The organism is Citrobacter sp. Cpo030, assembly GCF_030333005.1.
Lineage (GTDB): Bacteria > Pseudomonadota > Gammaproteobacteria > Enterobacterales > Enterobacteriaceae > Citrobacter > Citrobacter portucalensis.
Map to the genome: position 1 here is coordinate 255156 of NZ_JAOWGT010000043.1, position 19668 is coordinate 274823.

15 protein-coding genes are annotated in these 19668 nt (G+C 52.5%); 6 read left to right on the forward strand and 9 right to left on the reverse strand.

The window, feature by feature from the left end:
- Nucleotides 1-5: 5 nt before the first annotated feature.
- Nucleotides 6-1007: a low-specificity L-threonine aldolase gene (ltaE, locus tag OGY37_RS03645; protein ID WP_063940499.1), complete on the reverse strand. Its 1002-nt coding sequence runs from the start codon at nucleotides 1005-1007 to the stop codon at nucleotides 6-8.
- Nucleotides 1008-1162: 155 nt separating this feature from the next.
- Nucleotides 1163-2881 carry a ubiquinone-dependent pyruvate dehydrogenase gene (gene poxB, locus OGY37_RS03650; RefSeq protein ID WP_286620092.1) on the reverse strand — a complete coding sequence of 573 codons (1719 nt, stop codon included), beginning with the start codon at nucleotides 2879-2881 and terminating at the stop codon, nucleotides 1163-1165.
- A 152-nt stretch (nucleotides 2882-3033) separates the two neighbouring features.
- Between poxB and OGY37_RS03655 the strand changes: the two genes are divergently transcribed.
- Nucleotides 3034-3468: a DoxX family protein gene (locus OGY37_RS03655; protein ID WP_003834302.1), complete on the forward strand. Its 435-nt coding sequence runs from the start codon at nucleotides 3034-3036 to the stop codon at nucleotides 3466-3468.
- Nucleotides 3469-3537: 69 nt separating this feature from the next.
- Here OGY37_RS03655 and OGY37_RS03660 read toward each other — a convergent pair whose 3' ends face one another.
- From OGY37_RS03660 to aqpZ, 5 genes are all read right to left on the reverse strand, one after another.
- Nucleotides 3538-5154 (reverse strand): FAD-NAD(P)-binding protein, encoded by a 1617-nt coding sequence (locus OGY37_RS03660; protein ID WP_126317707.1) that lies wholly within the window; start codon nucleotides 5152-5154, stop codon nucleotides 3538-3540.
- A 179-nt stretch (nucleotides 5155-5333) separates the two neighbouring features.
- Entirely contained in the window at nucleotides 5334-6302 is a 969-nt protein-coding gene (hcr, locus tag OGY37_RS03665) for an NADH oxidoreductase (protein WP_003834299.1), read from the reverse strand.
- Between the two features lie 10 nt (nucleotides 6303-6312).
- Nucleotides 6313-7965 carry a hydroxylamine reductase gene (hcp, locus tag OGY37_RS03670; RefSeq protein ID WP_286620095.1) on the reverse strand — a complete coding sequence of 551 codons (1653 nt, stop codon included), beginning with the start codon at nucleotides 7963-7965 and terminating at the stop codon, nucleotides 6313-6315.
- Between the two features lie 155 nt (nucleotides 7966-8120).
- Nucleotides 8121-9020, reverse strand: a complete 900-nt coding sequence (locus OGY37_RS03675) for a LysO family transporter (protein WP_286620099.1) — start codon at nucleotides 9018-9020, stop codon at nucleotides 8121-8123.
- Nucleotides 9021-9288: 268 nt separating this feature from the next.
- Nucleotides 9289-9984 carry an aquaporin Z gene (gene aqpZ / locus OGY37_RS03680; protein WP_003834293.1) on the reverse strand — a complete coding sequence of 232 codons (696 nt, stop codon included), beginning with the start codon at nucleotides 9982-9984 and terminating at the stop codon, nucleotides 9289-9291.
- Between the two features lie 372 nt (nucleotides 9985-10356).
- On the opposite strand from aqpZ, the gene OGY37_RS03685 reads away from it, so the two are divergent.
- Complete coding sequence (locus tag OGY37_RS03685; RefSeq protein ID WP_003834292.1) at nucleotides 10357-12015, forward strand: ATP-dependent endonuclease; 1659 nt, start codon at nucleotides 10357-10359, stop codon at nucleotides 12013-12015.
- Here OGY37_RS03685 and OGY37_RS03690 read toward each other — a convergent pair.
- On the reverse strand, nucleotides 12012-12962 hold the full coding sequence (locus OGY37_RS03690) for a VirK/YbjX family protein (protein ID WP_003834290.1): 951 nt from the start codon (nucleotides 12960-12962) through the stop codon (nucleotides 12012-12014). The genes OGY37_RS03685 and OGY37_RS03690 overlap by 4 nt on opposite strands.
- Before the next feature lie 159 nt (nucleotides 12963-13121).
- Between OGY37_RS03690 and macA the strand changes: the two genes are divergently transcribed.
- Complete coding sequence (macA, locus tag OGY37_RS03695) at nucleotides 13122-14237, forward strand: macrolide transporter subunit MacA (protein WP_148361767.1); 1116 nt, start codon at nucleotides 13122-13124, stop codon at nucleotides 14235-14237.
- Nucleotides 14234-16180, forward strand: a complete 1947-nt coding sequence (gene macB, locus OGY37_RS03700; protein ID WP_286620101.1) for a macrolide ABC transporter ATP-binding protein/permease MacB — start codon at nucleotides 14234-14236, stop codon at nucleotides 16178-16180. Before macA ends, macB begins: the two co-directional genes overlap by 4 nt.
- 74 nt (nucleotides 16181-16254) lie before the next feature.
- On the opposite strand, the gene cspD is transcribed toward macB, so the two are convergent.
- A complete protein-coding gene (gene cspD, locus OGY37_RS03705) occupies nucleotides 16255-16479 on the reverse strand; it encodes a cold shock-like protein CspD (protein WP_003036813.1) in 225 nt (74 codons plus the stop codon).
- Nucleotides 16480-16802: 323 nt separating this feature from the next.
- Here cspD and clpS point away from each other — a divergent pair, with 323 nt between their 5' ends.
- Nucleotides 16803-17123: an ATP-dependent Clp protease adapter ClpS gene (clpS, locus tag OGY37_RS03710; RefSeq protein WP_003036810.1), complete on the forward strand. Its 321-nt coding sequence runs from the start codon at nucleotides 16803-16805 to the stop codon at nucleotides 17121-17123.
- A 30-nt stretch (nucleotides 17124-17153) separates the two neighbouring features.
- Nucleotides 17154-19430, forward strand: a complete 2277-nt coding sequence (gene clpA, locus OGY37_RS03715; RefSeq protein ID WP_286620103.1) for an ATP-dependent Clp protease ATP-binding subunit ClpA — start codon at nucleotides 17154-17156, stop codon at nucleotides 19428-19430.
- Nucleotides 19431-19668 lie beyond the last annotated feature (238 nt).

The window sequence follows — 19668 nt, forward strand, 5'->3', positions numbered from 1 at the left end:
TCTCCTTATTGGGTTAAAAAAGCGCGCCAGTGGGCGACGACTTCAGCAAGTTGTTCACGCGATACGTCCAGGTGCATCACCAGGCGCACAATTGGGGAGGCGTTAATCAGCACGCCTTGCGCTTTCATATATTCTCCCAGCGCGGCAGCGTGCTCTTCGCCAACGCGAACAAACAGCATATTTGTGTCGTGGCGCATGACGTCCGCCCCTGCTTCGCGCAGCTGCTCCGCCATCCAGGCGGCGTTGTCATGGTCTTCCTGCAAACGCGGCACGTTATTTTTCAGCGCATACAGTCCGGCTGCTGCCAGAATACCGGCCTGACGCATTCCGCCGCCGGTCATTTTGCGCCAGCGAATAGCGCGTTTGATGTACTCGTGGCTGCCGACCAGCAGTGAACCAACGGGGGTGCCGAGGCCTTTGGAGAGGCAAATGGTGAACGAATCACAGTATTGCGTGACATCTTTAAGTTCACAGCCGTAGGCGACGATGGCGTTAAAAATACGTGCGCCGTCGACGTGCAGGGCAAGATTACGCTCGCGGGTGAATTCCCAGGCGTCTTTCAGATACGCGCGCGGCAGCACTTTGCCGTTGTGGGTATTTTCCAGGCTGAGCAAGCGGGTGCGGGCAAAATGGATATCGTCCACTTTGATTTTTGCAGCCACTTTGTCCAGCGGCAGGGAGCCATCCGGTGCGGCGTCGATAGGCTGCGGTTGAATGCTACCGAGCACCGCTGCGCCACCTGCTTCGTAGAGATAGTTATGTGCGCCCTGACCGGCAATGTACTCTTCGCCACGCTGACAATGGCTGAGCAGCGCCACCAGGTTTGCCTGAGTGCCGGTGGGTAGGAAAATAGCGGCTTCTTTACCAGAAAGCTCTGCGGCGTATTGCTGGAGGGCGTTAACGGTAGGGTCGTCTCCATACACGTCATCCCCGACCGGGGCTGCCATCATCTCTTCCAGCATGGCGCGACTCGGCCGAGTGACGGTATCACTGCGTAAATCAATCATGGTGTCTCCTTATTACACTTCATCCTTCAAGCTGCTTCGGCGTTGGCCGCACCCTTAAACCCCAGTCACATAGTATACCTATGCTCCTGGGGATTTTCGGGCTAGCCGCCTAGATGCATCATGAATGATTTTGTGTGTGATTTAATAAGGATGTTTTACCTGAGCCAGTTCGTTTTCGCCAGTTCGATCACTTCATCACCGCGCCCGCTGATGATTGCGCGCAGCATATACAGGCTAAAACCTTTGGCTTGTTCGAGTTTGATTTGCGGCGGGATCGCCAGCTCTTCTTTCGCTACGACCACATCGACCAGCACCGGGCCGTCAATCGACATCGCCCTTTGCAGTGCTTCATCAACCTCTGAGGATTTTTCCACGCGAATGCCTGTAATGCCGCAGGCTTCGGCAATCCGCGCGAAGTTAGTGTCGTGCAGTTCGGTGCCGTCGGTCAGATAACCGCCCGCTTTCATCTCCATTGCGACAAATCCCAGCACGCTGTTGTTGAAGACAATAATCTTCACTGGCAGCTTCATCTGAACAACCGAAAGAAAGTCGCCCATCAGCATGCTAAAGCCGCCGTCACCGCACATTGCCACAACCTGGCGTCCTGGTTCGGTCGCTTGTGCGCCGAGTGCCTGCGGCATGGCATTCGCCATCGACCCGTGGTTAAACGATCCGAGCAGGCGACGTTTGCCGTTCATTTTCAGATAGCGTGCTGCCCACACCGTTGGCGTGCCAACGTCGCAGGTAAAGATGGCATCGTCAGCGGCAAAGTGGCTGATCTGTTGCGCCAGATATTGCGGGTGAATGGCTTTATCGCTGGGTTTGGCTAAATCATCCAGCCCTTTGCGCGCCTCGCGATAGTGCTCCAGCGCTTTGTCCAGGAACTGCCGCTCGGTTTTCTCTTCCACCAGAGGCAGTAGGGCCCGTAACGTGGATTTAATATCGCCTACCAGCGCCATATCCACTTTACTGTGCGCGCCAATACTCGCCGGATTGATATCAATCTGAATAATTTTGGCGTCGGTGGGGTAGAACGGGCGATAAGGGAACTGGGTACCGAGCAGGATCAGCGTGTCGGCATTCATCATGGTATGGAAGCCGGATGAAAAGCCAATCAGCCCGGTCATTCCCACGTCATAGGGGTTATCGTACTCAACATGTTCTTTACCACGCAGGGCGTGAACAATCGGCGCTTTGATTTTAGCCGCAAACTCAACCAGTTCTTTATGCGCACCGGCGCAGCCACTACCGCACATCAGGGCGATATTGCTGGAGTAGCGCAGCAGTTTCGCCAGTTTTCTCAGCTCTTCTTCTTGTGGAGTCACCACCGGGAGCGGCGCATGATACCAGTGCGTGGTGGCGCTTTCAGGTGCAGGTTTTAGCGCCACGTCACCGGGTAAAACCACCACGGAAACGCCACGGTTGAGCACCGCCTTACGCATGGCAATTGCCAGCACCTGTGGGATCTGTTCTGGGCTGGAAACCAGCTCGCAATAGTGGCTACATTCGCGGAACAACTCTTGCGGGTGGGTCTCCTGAAAATAACCGCTGCCTATTTCACTGGAGGGAATATGCGCGGCGATTGCCAGCACCGGGACGTGGTTACGGTGACAATCAAACAGCCCGTTGATCAGGTGCAGGTTGCCTGGTCCGCACGAGCCTGCGCAGACGGCTAGTTCGCCCGTCAACTGCGCTTCAGCGCCCGCAGCGAAGGCTGCAACCTCTTCATGACGGGTTGGCATCCAGTCAATTGTTCCCATACGATTCAGACTGTCACTCAGACCATTTAGCGAGTCACCCGTTACACCCCAAATGCGTTTTACGCCAGCCTGTTCGAGTGTTTTAGCAATAAAAGCGGCAACCGTTTGTTTCATGGTTTTCCTTCTCCTCTAATGTGATACCGGTTACAAGTTTAGATGAAGATAATAGTTATGCTTCTCATTTCCCCCTTATTTCCGGCAGGTTTCATTTAACCTGTATTAAGCGTAGTTTGTTTTGGACATGGTGAAACAAGGAATAAATTCAAATGGTTATAAAACTATTAAATTCAGTTAACCGAGTGCTGACTCACGAAGATTTTGGCAAGTTATTGTTACGCTTTGCCGTCGGTGGGCTGATGCTGTTTCATGGGCTGCATAAACTGTTCGCGGGTATTGATGGCATCAGCGGTATGTTGATAGCGAAAGGTTTCCCAGGCTTTATTGCGTACGGCGTTCTGCTGGGAGAAGTTGTAGCACCGTGCCTGATTATTCTTGGCATCCTGACGCGTCCGGCGGCGTTGGGGCTGGCGTTTACGATGGTTGTGGCATGGCTGATGGTCGGGATGGGCGAAACCTGGACACTGGATAAAACCGGCGCATGGGCGATTGAAAGTCTGGTGTATTTCTTCATCGGCGCGCTGGCCGTGGCGTTTTTGGGGGCGGGGCGTTACTCCGTTGCCGGAAATTCAGCCTGGCGATAGTTACCATCTGAGAGTCAATACCGAGGCGGGAAAGCGTAGCATTGCTCCCCCTCGTCGTTCAATCTGTCGCTAATCTATGTCGTCACTGTTCCATAGTTTGTGCCGACGTCTCAGCGCTCGCTGCGTCAATGCCCTTGCCATCGCGGCGCCTATTTCAGCGCTGACCACTAATCCCTGAATAAACGGACGATCGTGCATCAACCACGGCAGCCCGCCAAAAGCGATGCGATTGCGGGCGTTTTCCGGCGCTTGCAGCGTGTAATCTTCGCCGACATCTGGGATCTCATCGCCACAGGCCAGCAGTTGATCGCGTAGCGTTGGGAACGGGATATCTTTGCTCTGCAATGCCCGTTGTCCTCGGGCGTCAATAAACACATCAAATTCGCTGCGCTGACCGTGGTGGGAAATTACCGTCATTTCCTGTTCATTCATACGCTCATAATCTGTGCCAAGCGCGAGGATCTCAATCAGCCCGGCTTCGTGCAGCGCCAGCATTCGGCGAACTGACTCTGACGGGATTGCCGCATAGTTATCAATAAATACCCGCGCCAGTCCGCACCTGAAACGTTTTTCGTCGCGGGTATCAAGATGAGGGACTATCTCCTCGATAACCTCGTGCAGGCGCAGCAAGGTATAGCGCCAGGCGACGGTATGTTGTTTTTGCTTGTTGCGCTCAACTTCTACCAGGTTACGTCTCGCCCAGTCAAAAGGGTCATGTCTGAGCCTGTCGGCGAAATAGACTTCGGGGAACGTGTCGGCGTTAAGCGTCGCAAGCGCCACCTGTTGGCACCAGCCTGGCGCTGCGTCTTGCAGTTGTTGCGCCATAAGCTGAAAGATGCGGTCCAGTAATCCGTTTTGGCCATGGGCAATGGCATCTTCAATCGCTTCTGGCGTCGCGATATTCAGCGATTCATACGGAAGGGGGCAGTAAAAATCCGCTTCAGGCAGTACCCCGCTGCGCGACATCAGGGTCAGTTTCAGGTTTTGACTGTCGGATTTAGGTGTGAATTGCAGTGAATGGTCGGTATTGGTAGTGAAGGTGCCATGCTGACTGGCCACAGCCATCGCGGCGTCGATAGCACTTAACGAGGTGCCCAGAATCCCTACCCGGCAAGCACCAATCTGCGCGTCCATCAGACCGGTCCACGGACTGGGGAAAAATTTGCGTGCCTGAGCATCCGTTTCAGGCCACAGATGACCAGTGGCGATAGCGGCGAAATCCACCTCAACGGGCTGTGACGCGTGGTTGATCCACAAAGAAACCCCATTCGGGTCTGCTCGCAGGTCGGTGACTTCGCTTGATTCATGTACGCGAATCGTGAAACCGGCTTGTTGCGCTTTCTCGACAATGGCTAAGAAACGATCGCGATAATAGTCGCCGAGGATCACGCGGGGTAAAAATTGCCGCTCATGCAAAGACGCGCGTTCAATCTGAAACTGGGCCAGATAGTCATCACTTTGATTCTGAAGCCACGTCAGATAACTGATATAGATCGGCGGGATCTCAATGCTGGCTATATTTGCCAGCATGTGGTCTGCGTTGTTGTTGCTATTGTAAGGCATGCCAACGCCCGCCTCTTCAGCTTGCTCGTAAAGCTCTATTTCCAGCGGTTCACCGCGCTCAACCAGGGCATGAAACGTATAAATCCCGGTGGGACCGACGCCGACAATAGCCACTTTTTTCATGGGGATCCTTGTAGAAAGTTCGACGTGCTAGTCGGGGATTATGTTTAATCTGCGCAGGGTAAGTGTGGTCGATAATTTGCGGGGAGAGTGAAAACATCAGAATTTTTCAACGCCTGACAGCATAAAAAAAGGCCACCCGGTACAGCCAGGCAGCCTTTTGTACATCAGATACCGGCCAATTACGCCAGCACTAAATCACCCTGCGGATGACAGGAACAAGCCAGCACATAACCTTCAGCGATTTCTGCGTCGGTCAGCGTCATGGTGCTGCTGACCGTGTAGTTACCGTCAACCACTTTGGTTTTGCAGCAGCCGCAAACGCCTGCACGGCATGCGGCAACAACCGGAACCTTGTTGCTTTCCAGCGCATCCAGCAGCGTACTGCCCACCGGCGCGTAGAACTCTTTCGCCGGCTGTAGCTTGGTAAACTTCAGACCGCTGGTGGCGGCTTCGGCAACAGGTGTGAAGAACTGCTCTTTAAAGAAGCGCGTCACGCCCAGCGCTTTGACTTCTTTCTCGACCAGATCCATATACGGTGCCGGGCCACAGGTCATCACGGTACGCGAGGTCAGATCCGGTACGCTTTTCAGCAGTTCAGTCGTCAGTCGGCCGGAAACAAAACCTTCTGTGGCATTGTTTTCAGCAACTAATGTCACCGGATATTCGCGCCATTCGTCGGCAAAAATGACATCTTGCGGCGAGCGAACGTTAAAGATTACCTGTACATCCGCTTGTGGGCGGTACTTTGCCAACCAGCGACGCATTGACATGATTGGCGTGACACCACAGCCGGCGGCCAGCATCAGGAACTTGTCTTCCGCTTTATCTTCACAGGTGAACTCACCCATTGCATCCGACAGCCAGATATAGTCGCCGCGCTTCACGTCGCGGGTTAGCCACTGTGAACCTGCGCCATCGTCAATCCGGCGGATGGTCAACGTGATGTACTCGCTAACGCCCGGCGTTGAAGAAATGGTGTAAGCACGCAGCGTATCCGCTGAATTACGTACGCTGACCAGTGCATACTGCCCGGCGCGGTAAGGATAATAATCGTGGCACAGCAACGAAATTGTCCATACATCCGGCGTTTCCTGATGGATGTGGTGAACCTGCATCCGCCATGGGCACTGATGAGTTGGCATTGTCATTCTTTACTCCTTACGCGCTCAGCAGTTGCTTCATGTCTTCTTCAACGGTGGTCACGGAACGCAGACCAAATTTCTCGTTGAGAACTGCCAGCAGATCCGGTGTGAAGAAACCAGGTGCAGTCGGGCCAGTGACGATGTTTTTCACGCCCAGAGACAGCAGGGTCAGCAGAATAACAATCGCTTTCTGTTCGAACCAGGAGAGCACCAGAGACAGCGGCAGATCGTTCACGCCACAGCCCAGTTTCTCAGCCAGGGTTACCGCCAGGATGATGGCAGAGTAAGCATCGTTACACTGACCAGCATCCACCAGACGCGGCAGACCTTCGATATCGCCGAACTCCAGTTTGTTGAAACGGTATTTACCGCAAGCAAGGGTCAGGATCAGGCAGTCATCCGGCACGCTGGTGGCGAAGTCGGTAAAGTAGTTACGTTCGCCACGTGCGCCGTCACAACCGCCAACCAGGAAGATGTGACGCAGTTTTTCGCGGCTCACCAGGTCGATCAGGGTATCAGCAGCGCCCAGCAGGGTCTGACGACCGAAACCTACGGTGATCAGGTGCGGAATTTCACTGTACGGGAAGCCAGCCATCTGCTGCGCCTGCGCGATAACCGGACCGAAGTTGTCGCCTTCGAGGTGGCTCACACCCGGCCAACCGACAATGCTACGGGTCCAGATACGATCGTCGTACGCGCCAACAGTCGGGTCGATGATGCAGTTAGAGGTCATGACGATCGGACCTGGGAAGCGGGCAAACTCTACCTGCTGGTTCTGCCAACCGCTGCCGTAGTTACCGATCAGGTGTTTGAACTTACGCAGTTCCGGGTAGCCGTGTGCCGGCAGCATTTCACCGTGGGTATAGACGTTAACACCGGTACCTTCGGTCTGCTCCAGCAGGTTGTAGAGATCTTTCAGGTCGTGACCGGAGATCAGGATGCACTTACCTTCGGTTGCTTTTACGTTGACCTGGGTCGGGGTCGGGTGACCGTATTTGGTGGTTTCACCGGCGTCCAGAATGCTCATTACTTTGAAGTTCATCTGGCCGATTTCCATTGAACACTCCAACAGAGCGTTCATATCGGAAGGCCAGGTACCCAGCCACGCCATGATTTTGTGGTACTGAGCATAGATATCGTTGTCGTACTGACCGAGAACGTGTGCGTGCTCCATGTAAGCTGCCGCACCTTTCAGGCCGTACAGACACAGCAGACGCAGGCCGAGAATGTTCTCGCCGATGGCTGCTTTGTCTTTGTTCGGGGTAAATTCAGCGGCCTGACGTTGCAGGTCGCCCAGATCGTCGCTGACCAGTTGCAGATCGGCCATCGGGTTGGTGACCGCTGCCTTCGCGTCGATGTTCAGGCATTGCGCTTTCAGGGCGTCGCGCATGGCGATAGCTTCACGGGCATAGCCAACAATACGCGGGGAATCGAAGTTAACGTTCGTCAGTGTGGAGAAGAACGCACGCGGCGCAAAGTTATCAACCTCATGGTCGATGATGCCGTATTCACGTGCTTTAACAGCCCATGCAGACAGACCTTGTAGGGAAGCAATCAGCAGATCCTGCAAATCGGAGGTTTCAGCCGTTTTACCGCACATACCCTGCGCGTAAGAGCAGCCGTTTCCTGCCGGAGTACGGATGGTTTGTTCACATTGCACACAAAACATGGTCACACCTTTTAAAGTTATATTTAATATACATGTTTAAGATTATGCCTGTGCGCGAAGGGATAAAAGGGATTTCTGCTACTACTTGCAGGGAGATTGATTTAGCGCAATTTTGGCGGTAGCTGACTACCGCCAGAGAGGTATTTATCCCGGCGTCAGGCGGAGAAAAACGCCATCAGCAGAGGCACTAACAGACTCAGAATAAAGCCGTGGACGATGGCTGCCGGGACCATTTCCAGACCGCCGCTGCGTTGTAAAACGGGCAGGGTGAAATCCATTGATGTTGCGCCGCATAATCCCAGCGCGGTAGAGCGGCTGTGGCCCACCATTCCTGGAATCAACATAATGGCGATCAGCTCACGGGCCAGGTCGTTAAAGAAGGCGGCACTACCAATTACGGGCCCGAATGATTCGGTTAACAGAATACCGGATAGGGAATACCAGCCAAAACCTGATGCCATCGCCAGCGCGGTTTTCAGCGGTAGACCGAGGATCAAGGCATTGATAACCCCCGCCAGCATCGAACTGGCGACGACGACGACGGCCACGATCATCCCCCGACGGTTCAGCACAATTTGTTTTAAGGTCATACCGCTGTTGCGCAGTTGAATCCCCACCAGGAACAGTAAAAAGATTAACGTATATTCGCTGGCTTCGGTGGCATGTTGCAGAATGGGAAGCCCAGTGAGGCCGAGCAGGAAACCGATGACGACGACGCCGCAAAGCTGAAGCGACTCAAGCGCCATTGCAATTCGCGAAGGGAGCTTTTCTTGCTTGTGGTTGTGTCTCCAGGGCAGCGAACGTTCCAGCCAGAACAGCGCCGCAATATTACACAGTATAATGACTGTCACGCTGACCGCAGAATAATGAAGAATGGCTAACAGGTTGCTGGCGAGATTATCCAGAAACGCCAGGCTAATACCCATAAAAAAGAGAATAAGGTAGACGATCCAGCTTAACAGGCGATTGATAAGTTGTAATGCAGTCCTGTGCCGGAGCGGAATAAGGTAGCCCACAATAAGGGGAACCAGAATGATTAACAGCCCTGAAAACATGAAAATCAGATCCTTGCTGAGAAGTAAGACGAAATGCGACACTATAACCTAAATAATTCAAGTTGCAGGAAGGCGGCAAGGGAGTGAATCCCCGGGAGCGTACATAAGTACGTGACTGGGGGGAGCGAGCGCAGTCAACACATCTGCAACTTGAAGTATAACGGGTATACACACTACTCAATGCAAAGAGGGGAGTAAAGTTGCAAATAAAAGGAAATATAGCGTGGAGAAAAAAGACCTGACAATAGTCAGGTCTTTTTGTTAGCGATTAATCGCGTTTTTCCAGCAGAGTGCGGTAAATAAGACCGCCGAGTACCCCACCGATAATCGGCATAACCCAGAAGAACCACAATTGCTGTAACGCCCAGCCGCCCTGGAAGATGGCGACTGCGGTACTACGCGCCGGGTTTACGGAAGTGTTGGTGACCGGAATACTGATCAAGTGGATCAGCGTTAATGCCAGACCTATTGCGATAGGTGCAAAACCTGCCGGAGCATGTTTATCGGTCGCGCCGTGGATCACTAATAAGAAACCTGCGGTCAGAATAATTTCAATGACGACGGCAGAAAGCATGGAATAACCACCAGGTGAATGTTCACCAAAACCGTTCGAAGCAAAACCACTGGCCGTTGCATCAAAACCAGCTTTACCGCTGGCAATAAGATACAGGGCCGCAGCTGCAACAATACCGCCCACAACCTGAGCAATAACGTAACCAATAACGTCTTTTGCCGGGAAGCGACCGCCAGCCCATAAACCGAAGGTTACCGCTGGGTTAAAGTGTCCACCGGAAATATGACCCACAGCGAATGCCATGGTTAATACTGTCAGGCCGAATGCCAGCGCGACACCGGCAAATCCAATACCCAACTCCGGGAATGCTGCGGCCAGTATTGCGCTACCGCACCCGCCAAAGACGAGCCAAAACGTACCGAAGAATTCAGCTGCTAATTTCCTGAACATAACCACCTCAATTAAAAGTTCCGGGTTCGAGTTCCTTGCCCGGTAATTCATCGCTAAAAAGGGACGATGATGAAAGAGCGGGTATTTTAGAAAAAAACATCATCCCTTCGCCAGTTAAATTGATGAAAAAATTTGATTTAAGGCAATATGTTGTTATTCCTTTATGAATATTGGATGAATGAAGCATAGTTCAATTAGGAAAAGGTGATGATTGAGTTCTGAAATAATATTCCGAGGAAAACATAAGAAGAATATTCTTATATTTTTCAATTTCTGCTACTAACCTCCTGATCATACCGGGTGTCCTGAGCGCCCGCTTGCCGTTATACTCCTGATAACTTGAAGGAAAAAGTTAGCATTTCCGGAGGCTATATGATTCTCGAACGCGTTGAGATTGTTGGATTTCGTGGTATTAACCGTCTGTCGTTGATGCTGGAGCAGAGCAACGTGCTGATTGGGGAGAACGCGTGGGGTAAATCCAGTCTGCTGGATGCCTTGACCCTGCTGCTGTCGCCGGAGTCAGACCTGTATCATTTTGTCCGCGAGGATTTCTGGTTCCCGCCGGGTGATATACAGGGCCGGGAACACCACCTGCACATTATCCTGACGTTTCGTGAATCCCAACCAGGTCGTCACCGGGTGCGTCGTTATCGTCCTCTGGAAGCCAGCTGGACGCCGTGCCAGGATGGCTATCACCGCATTTTTTATCGCCTGGAAGGCGAGTGTGCGGATGACGGTAGCGTTCTGACCTTGCGCAGTTTTCTTGACGGCGACGGCCATCCATTACCTCTCGATGACATTAACGATCAGGCGCGACACCTCGTGCGCCTGATGCCGGTACTGCGTCTGCGTGACGCGCGATTTATGCGACGGATCCGCAACGGTACGGTGCCAGATTCGGCGGATGTCGAAGTCACCGCCCGCCAACTGGATTTTCTGGCGCGTGAGCTGGCTACCCGGCCGCAAAACCTGACAGACGGGCAGATCCGTCAGGGTTTATCGGCCATGGTACAGCTGTTGGAGCACTATTTTTCCGAGCAGGGGGCTGGCCAGTCCCGCTACCGTCTGATGCGCCGTCGCTCCAATAACGAACAACGGAGCTGGCGCTATCTGGACATTATTAACCGCATGATTGATAAACCCGGCGGACGTACGCACCGGGTTATTCTGTTGGGCCTGTTTTCGACCTTGTTGCAGGCCAAAGGCACGCTAAGGCTGGATAAAGACGCCCGACCTTTATTGCTGGTGGAAGATCCGGAAACACGTTTACATCCGATCATGCTGTCGGTGGCCTGGCACTTGTTGAATTTACTGCCTCTGCAGCGAGTGGCGACCACCAACTCCGGTGAGCTGCTGTCCCTTACGCCTGTTGAACATGTTGTTCGTCTGGTGCGTGAATCATCCCGCGTCGCCGCCTGGCGGCTGGGACCGGGTGGGATCAGTGCAGAAGACGGTCGGCGAATCGCATTTCATATTCGTTTTAATCGTGCGTCATCGTTGTTTGCCCGCTGCTGGCTGCTGGTGGAAGGTGAAACGGAAACCTGGGTGATTAACGAACTGGCCCGCCAGTGCGGACACCACTTTGATGCGGAAGGGATTAAAGTCATTGAATTTGCCCAGTCAGGTCTTAAGCCGCTGGTTAAATTCGCCCGCCGGATGGGAATAGAGTGGCATGTGCTGGTCGATGGAGATGAAGCCGGGAAAAAGTACGCGGCCACGGTACGTAGCTTATTGAATGACGACAGAGAGGAAGAGCGCGAGCATTTGACCATGCTCCCCGCACTGGATATGGAACACTTTATGTATCGCCAGGGGTTTGCTGACGTCTTTCACCGGGTGGCGCAAATTCCGGAGAACGTGCCTATGAATATGCGCAAAATAATCTCCAAGGCGATTCATCGGTCGTCAAAACCGGATCTGGCGATCGAGGTGGCGATGGAAGCCGGGCGGCGGGGCGTTGATGCGGTGCCAACGCTGCTGCGAAAAATGTTTTCCCGCGTGCTGTGGCTGGCACGCGGCAGAGCGGATTAGTGGCGAAACATCGACGACAGCTGCGAATGGATGCTGTCCAGTAGCTGATAGCGGCGGCGGTATTCTGCGCGTTTTTTGCTCGCAATATCCGCCTCGCTTTTTCGCGCCAGCGTGCGCGGAATATGATAGTACCCGTTGCTGTCGCACTCACCGCCAACCGACTCCCAAAAAGTGTTGTAGTCGGAAAGGATTACCTTGTTTTTATCGTCGTAGCGCGGGCTGCGAAAAATATGCTGTTCATTGCTTACAGCCAGAATTTGTTCGATATTTAATTGTTCCGCAAAACAGCAAATGGCTTCCATCACAATACGTTTTGGGAAAATCCCATGGCATGATTTGGTCGCTTTTTGAATTTCTTCATGTGGCAGTAATCGGCTGCCTCCCTGTAACCCGCCAATAAACAGTGTACTGCTCCCTTCATAATTGCACAGCGTAAACGTCATTTCCGCTAAAGTCTCGCCAGTGCAATTGCGTACCAGAATGGTGCTTTCACCTTCTTTATCCAGTATGATGAATGAAGTCATTATTACGCTAAATACTTCGCTATTTTTTCCCTCAATTTGTGCTAGTTGTAATCCATCTTCACTTAAATAATTCTTAAATTCAGTGGCTGAAAAAAAGCTACGGATAGCATTGTAATGATAACGCACGGCATCCAGTTTCGTTTTGTGGTCAAGATTTTTCGCGAGATAGGCGCGATGCAAACGAACCGGCAATCGTGGCTGGCGTGCAAGTATGCTATCAAGGTCAGGCCATTGCGCCAACTCGGTCATCCATTCACGCGTTAATCGCGGCATAAGCGCTGAGCGCAACAAAAACTTACGACGAAAGCTACGCTGATGCCAAAATTGTCCGGGGCGCCAATGTCCGGTCATCAGGCTACAAAAGAGGCTAAAACTTGTGACTGGTTTTGAAGAATGAAAAGTGCTTTCAGTTAGCTGGCTCATAATATAAATCCGATTGATACCCTTGTACTAATTTCAGCACAGCGGATCTTAACCATTCATCAATAACTCTGTTATTCTTGCGCTTTTCAACGGCGATTTATTTAACGTTGATGTTTAGCACTCCACTCTGGTGGACGTATTGGGGGAATTGGGACATTTATGAAGCTCAAGGGAAAAATCAAAAAACGCTATTTTCTGTTCGCCATCATCCTTATTGTGGCGGTAATTGCACTTTGGCGAACGCTTAATGCGCCTTTACCTCAGTATCAAACATTAATTGTTCGTCCTGGCGATCTGCAGCAAAGCGTGTTGGCTACCGGTAAGCTGGATGCGCTGCGTAAAGTTGACGTCGGGGCGCAGGTCAGCGGGCAGTTAAAAACGCTGTCGGTTGCGATTGGCGATAAAGTAAAAAAGGATCAGTTGCTCGGCGTTATCGATCCTGAACAGGCGCAAAACCAAATCAAAGAGGTTGAAGCAACGCTGATGGAATTGCGCGCCCAGCGTTTACAAGCCGAAGCTGAGTGGAAGCTGGCGCGGGTTACTCTTTCCCGCCAACAACAGCTGGCGAAAACCCAGGCTGTTTCACAGCAGGATCTCGACACGGCGGCCACCGAAATGGCGGTCAAACAGGCGCAAATTGGCACAATTGACGCGCAAATTAAACGTAATCAGGCCTCACTCGATACGGCAAAAACCAACCTTGATTACACCCGCATCGTTGCGCCAATGGCTGGCGAAGTAACGCAAATTACTACGCTGCAAGGGCAAACCGTTATTGCCGCCCAGCAGGCCCCTAATATTCTGACGCTGGCGGATATGAGCACCATGCTGGTAAAAGCGCAGGTTTCTGAGGCTGATGTAATTCACCTGCATCCAGGGCAAAAGGCCTGGTTTACCGTGCTGGGCGATCCGCAAACACGCTATGAAGGTAAACTCAAAGATGTTCTTCCGACGCCAGAGAAAGTGAATGATGCGATTTTCTACTATGCCCGCTTCGAAGTTCCAAACCCGAAAGGGATCCTGCGTCTGGATATGACCGCGCAGGTCCATATCCAGCTCACGGATGTCAAAAATGTCCTGACCATCCCGCTGTCGGCGCTGGGCGATCCTATTGGCAATAATCGTTATAACGTCAGGCTGCTGCGTAACGGCGAAACCCGCGAACGTGAAGTGGTTATCGGCGCGCGTAATGACACCGATGTGGAGATCGTGAAAGGGCTGGAAGAGGGGGATGAAGTCATTACCGGTGAGGGCAACGCTGGAGCTGCAAAATGACAGCATTGCTTGAGCTGAGCCATATCCGCCGCAGCTATCCGTCAGGTGAAGGCCAGGTTGAGGTGTTGAAGGACGTATCCTTGAGCATTCAGGCCGGGGAAATGGTGGCGATTGTCGGGGCGTCGGGTTCGGGTAAATCGACGCTGATGAACATTCTCGGCTGTCTGGATAAGCCAACCAGCGGTACGTATCGCGTTGCCGGACGCGATGTCTCTACGCTGGATAGCGATGCGCTAGCGCAACTCCGTCGTGAGCATTTTGGTTTTATCTTCCAGCGCTATCACCTGCTGTCGCATTTAACCGCCGCACAAAACGTTGAGGTACCCGCGGTCTACGTTGGCACTGAACGTAAGCAGCGCCTGGCGCGTGCGCAGGAATTACTCCAGCGGCTGGGGTTGGGTGACCGGGTTGACTATCAACCTTCCCAGCTTTCCGGTGGTCAGCAGCAGCGGGTCAGTATCGCGCGTGCGCTGATGAACGGGGGGCAGGTTATTCTTGCCGACGAACCCACCGGTGCACTGGATAGCCATTCCGGCGAAGAGGTGATGGCGATTTTGCATCAGCTGCGCGATCGCGGGCATACGGTAATTATCGTTACTCACGACAGCCAGGTCGCCGCGCAGGCCGAACGGGTCATTGAAATTCGTGACGGCGAGATTGTGCGCAATCCACCGCCACAGAAACCCTCTGGCGGACGCGATATCGCGGAGCCAACGGTGAAAACGGCATCCGGCTGGAGCCAATTTGTCAGCGGTTTTCGTGAAGCGCTTACCATGGCCTGGCTGGCAATGGCCGCGAATAAAATGCGAACGCTACTGACCATGCTTGGGATCATCATCGGTATTGCTTCGGTGGTGTCGATTGTGGTGGTAGGCGATGCGGCTAAACAGCTGGTACTGGCAGATATTCGCGCTATTGGTACTAACACCATTGATATCTATCCAGGCAAAGATTTCGGCGACGACGATCCGCAATATCAACAGGCGTTGAAGTATGACGATTTGACGGCGCTAAAGAAGCAGCCCTGGGTCAGTTCAGTAACGCCTGCAGTGTCGAAGAACCTGCGGTTACGCTATGGCAACATCGATGTTGCTGCCAGTGCTAATGGCGTTAGCGGCGACTATTTCAACGTCTATGGCATGACATTTAGCGAAGGGACCACCTTTAACGCCGAGCAACTGGCGGGGCGTGCTCAGGTGGTGGTGCTCGACAGCAATACCCGTCGTCAGTTGTTCCCCAACAAAGCGAAAGTTGTTGGCGAGGTCGTGCTGGTGGGGAATATGCCTGCCACGGTGATTGGTGTTGCAGAAGAGAAACAGTCGATGTTTGGCAGTAGCAAGATCCTGCGTGTCTGGCTGCCTTACAGCACTATGTCCGGGCGCATAATGGGACAGTCGTGGCTGAACTCGATCACCGTGCGGGTGAAGGATGGTTTTGACAGTGCCCAGGCCGAACAGCAACTGACCCGACTGTTGACGTTGCGCCACGGTAAGAAGGATTTCTTCACCTGGAATATGGACGGTATCTTGAAAACCGCCGAAAAGACCACACGTACATTACAACTCTTCCTGACGCTGGTGGCGGTGATTTCGCTGGTGGTCGGTGGGATTGGCGTGATGAATATTATGCTGGTTTCGGTAACCGAACGAACGCGTGAGATTGGCATTCGTATGGCGGTTGGCGCTCGCGCCAGTGACGTGCTGCAACAGTTCTTAATTGAAGCAGTGTTGGTGTGTCTGGTTGGCGGCGCGTTGGGCATTAGCCTGTCGATGCTGATCGCCTTTACGCTACAGCTATTTCTGCCGGGCTGGGAAATTGGATTTTCACCCGTCGCGCTGTTGACGGCTTTCCTGTGTTCGACTGCAACCGGGGTGTTGTTTGGCTGGCTACCGGCGCGGAATGCGGCACGTCTGGATCCGGTAGATGCTCTGGCGCGGGAATAATGCCACAGAGATAAAAATGCCAGCCGCAAGGGCTGGCATTTTGACTGCGGGATGTACACAATGAGACAGAAGAGCTATGCGACAGCTTCTGCTTCAATGACAGGCACGATGACACTGGCATGATTGCCTTTTGGCCCCTGGTGGACATCAAACTGGACAGACTGTCCGGCTTTTAGCGTTCTGTAACCATCCATCTGAATGGTGGAGTAATGGGCGAAAATATCTTCGCCGCCGCCTTCGGGGCAAATGAAACCAAACCCTTTGGCGTTGTTGAACCACTTAACAGTACCCGTTTCCATACTTCGACATCCTTCGTAAATCTTATATAAGTAAGATGGAATGAACCGGTGGCGGAGTGGGGGCTGTTCAAAACCTCGCCAACTCTCGAAACTACAATTTAGAGAAATCAGGCGGGGCGTCAAGCGCCATGCAGACGGAATAGGGTAAAAATGCATCAAAATTTGAAGCAGTTAACGCTATTGTCGGTTATGTGACAGATGTCGCGGATGGCACTAATAGATGATAGTTATCTAATACTTGAGGTAGATTGATTGTGCGCATAGGCTGCTTGTCAGCGGCAAGATTTTCTGCCGGAAACCGTAACTGAAGATGACGACTGACAATGGGTAAGACGAACGACTGGCTGGATTTCGATCTGCTGGCGGAAGATAAATTGCGCGACGCGCTAAAACCGCCATCTATGTATAAAGTGATATTAGTCAATGATGATTACACTCCGATGGAGTTTGTTATTGACGTGTTACAAAAATTCTTTTCTTATGATGTAGAACGTGCAACGCAACTGATGCTTGCAGTTCACTATCAAGGCAAAGCTATCTGCGGTGTGTTCACTGCCGAAGTGGCTGAAACCAAAGTAGCGATGGTGAACAAATATGCGAGGGAGAACGAGCATCCGTTGCTGTGTACGCTGGAAAAAGCCTGAATGCAGGCATAAACATTGGGGGAGGTGCCTATGCTCAATCAAGAACTGGAACTCAGTTTAAACATGGCTTTCGCCAGAGCGCGCGAGCACCGACATGAGTTTATGACCGTCGAGCACTTGTTACTGGCGTTGCTCAGTAACCCATCGGCCCGCGAAGCGCTGGAAGCGTGTTCTGTGGATCTGGTGGCGCTTCGTCAGGAACTCGAAGCCTTCATTGAACAGACCACACCTGTATTGCCTGCCAGTGAGGAAGAACGCGACACGCAGCCAACGTTGAGTTTTCAGCGTGTACTGCAACGCGCGGTCTTTCATGTTCAGTCCTCCGGGCGCAATGAAGTTACCGGCGCAAATGTGCTGGTCGCTATCTTCAGCGAGCAGGAATCTCAGGCGGCTTATCTGCTGCGTAAGCATGAAGTAAGTCGTCTTGATGTGGTGAATTTTATTTCTCATGGCACGCGCAAAGACGAACCCAGCCAGACTTCTGACTCTGGGAATCAGCCAAATAACGAAGAGCAAGCTGGCGGGGAGGACCGTATGGAAAACTTCACGACTAACCTTAACCAGCTTGCCCGAGTGGGCGGAATTGATCCGCTCATTGGCCGGGACAAAGAGCTGGAGCGCGCCATTCAGGTACTGTGCCGTCGCAGAAAAAACAACCCGCTGCTGGTGGGAGAGTCTGGTGTCGGTAAAACCGCCATTGCCGAAGGTCTCGCCTGGCGTATCGTCCAGGGTGATGTGCCTGAAATTATGGCTGATTGTACTCTTTACTCCCTGGATATCGGCTCGCTGCTGGCAGGCACCAAATATCGCGGTGATTTTGAAAAACGCTTTAAGGCGCTGTTGAAACAGCTGGAACAGGATACTAACAGCATTCTGTTTATCGATGAGATCCACACCATTATCGGTGCGGGTGCGGCATCGGGCGGCCAGGTGGATGCGGCTAACCTTATCAAGCCGTTGCTCTCCAGCGGGAAGATTCGTGTGATAGGGTCCACAACCTATCAGGAATTCAGCAATATCTTTGAAAAGGATCGTGCCTTAGCGCGCCGTTTCCAGAAAATCGATGTCACTGAGCCATCGGTAGAAGAGACCGTGCAGATCATCAACGGTCTGAAGCCGAAATACGAAGCGCACCATGACGTCCGCTATACCGCCAAAGCGGTGCGTGCAGCGGTCGAACTGGCGGTGAAATACATTAACGATCGTCATCTGCCGGATAAAGCGATTGACGTGATTGATGAGGCGGGCGCGCGTGCGCGTCTGATGCCGGTCAGCAAGCGCAAGAAAACCGTCAACGTGGCGGATATCGAGTCCGTTGTGGCCCGCATTGCGCGGATCCCGGAGAAGAGCGTTTCGCAGAGCGATCGCGACACGCTGAAAAACCTGGGCAACCGTCTGAAAATGCTGGTATTCGGACAGGATAAAGCCATTGAGGCGCTGACTGAAGCGATCAAAATGAGCCGTGCCGGTCTGGGACACGAGCATAAACCGGTCGGTTCGTTCCTGTTTGCCGGGCCAACTGGCGTCGGTAAGACCGAAGTCACGGTGCAGTTGTCCAAAGCACTCGGTATTGAACTGCTGCGTTTTGATATGTCCGAATATATGGAACGCCACACCGTCAGCCGCCTGATTGGTGCGCCTCCGGGGTATGTCGGTTTCGACCAGGGCGGTTTGCTGACCGATGCTGTTATTAAGCATCCGCATGCGGTACTGCTGCTGGATGAAATCGAAAAAGCACACCCGGATGTCTTTAACCTGCTGTTGCAGGTGATGGATAACGGCACGCTGACCGACAATAACGGGCGTAAAGCGGATTTCCGCAATGTGGTGCTGGTCATGACCACCAACGCCGGTGTGCGTGAAACTGAGCGTAAATCGATTGGGTTGATTCATCAGGACAATAGTACTGATGCAATGGGCGAAATCAAAAAAGTGTTTACGCCGGAATTCCGTAACCGCCTCGACAACATTATCTGGTTTGATCATCTCTCTACCGAGGTGATTCATCAGGTTGTTGATAAGTTTATCGTCGAGCTTCAGGTTCAGCTGGATCAGAAAGGTGTCTCTCTGGAAGTGAGCCAGGAAGCACGTGACTGGCTGGCAGAGAAAGGCTACGACCGCGCAATGGGCGCACGTCCAATGACGCGTGTTGTCCAGGATAACCTGAAAAAACCATTGGCTAACGAACTGCTGTTCGGTTCGCTGGTGGATGGTGGCCAGGTGACCGTTGCGCTGGATAAAGAGAAAAATGAGCTGACTTATGGTTTCCAGAGTGCGCAAAAGCACAAGCCAGAAGCTGCACATTAATCTTTAATCACCTAATCAGCCGGGCGTAATGCCCGGTTTTTTTTCGCCTGATAAAAGTGATTTGAATTGGGATGTTCAGGGAGTTTAAACGGCAGGCAAAAAATAAGCCTGCGTAAGGGAGATTACGCAGGCTAAGGAGGTGGTTCCTGGTACAGCTAGCATTTATGGGTTATGTTTTTCAGCGGAGGGGATAATACCCTTAATGAACGAAACGGTATGTGATCGATTTCTAAGAATC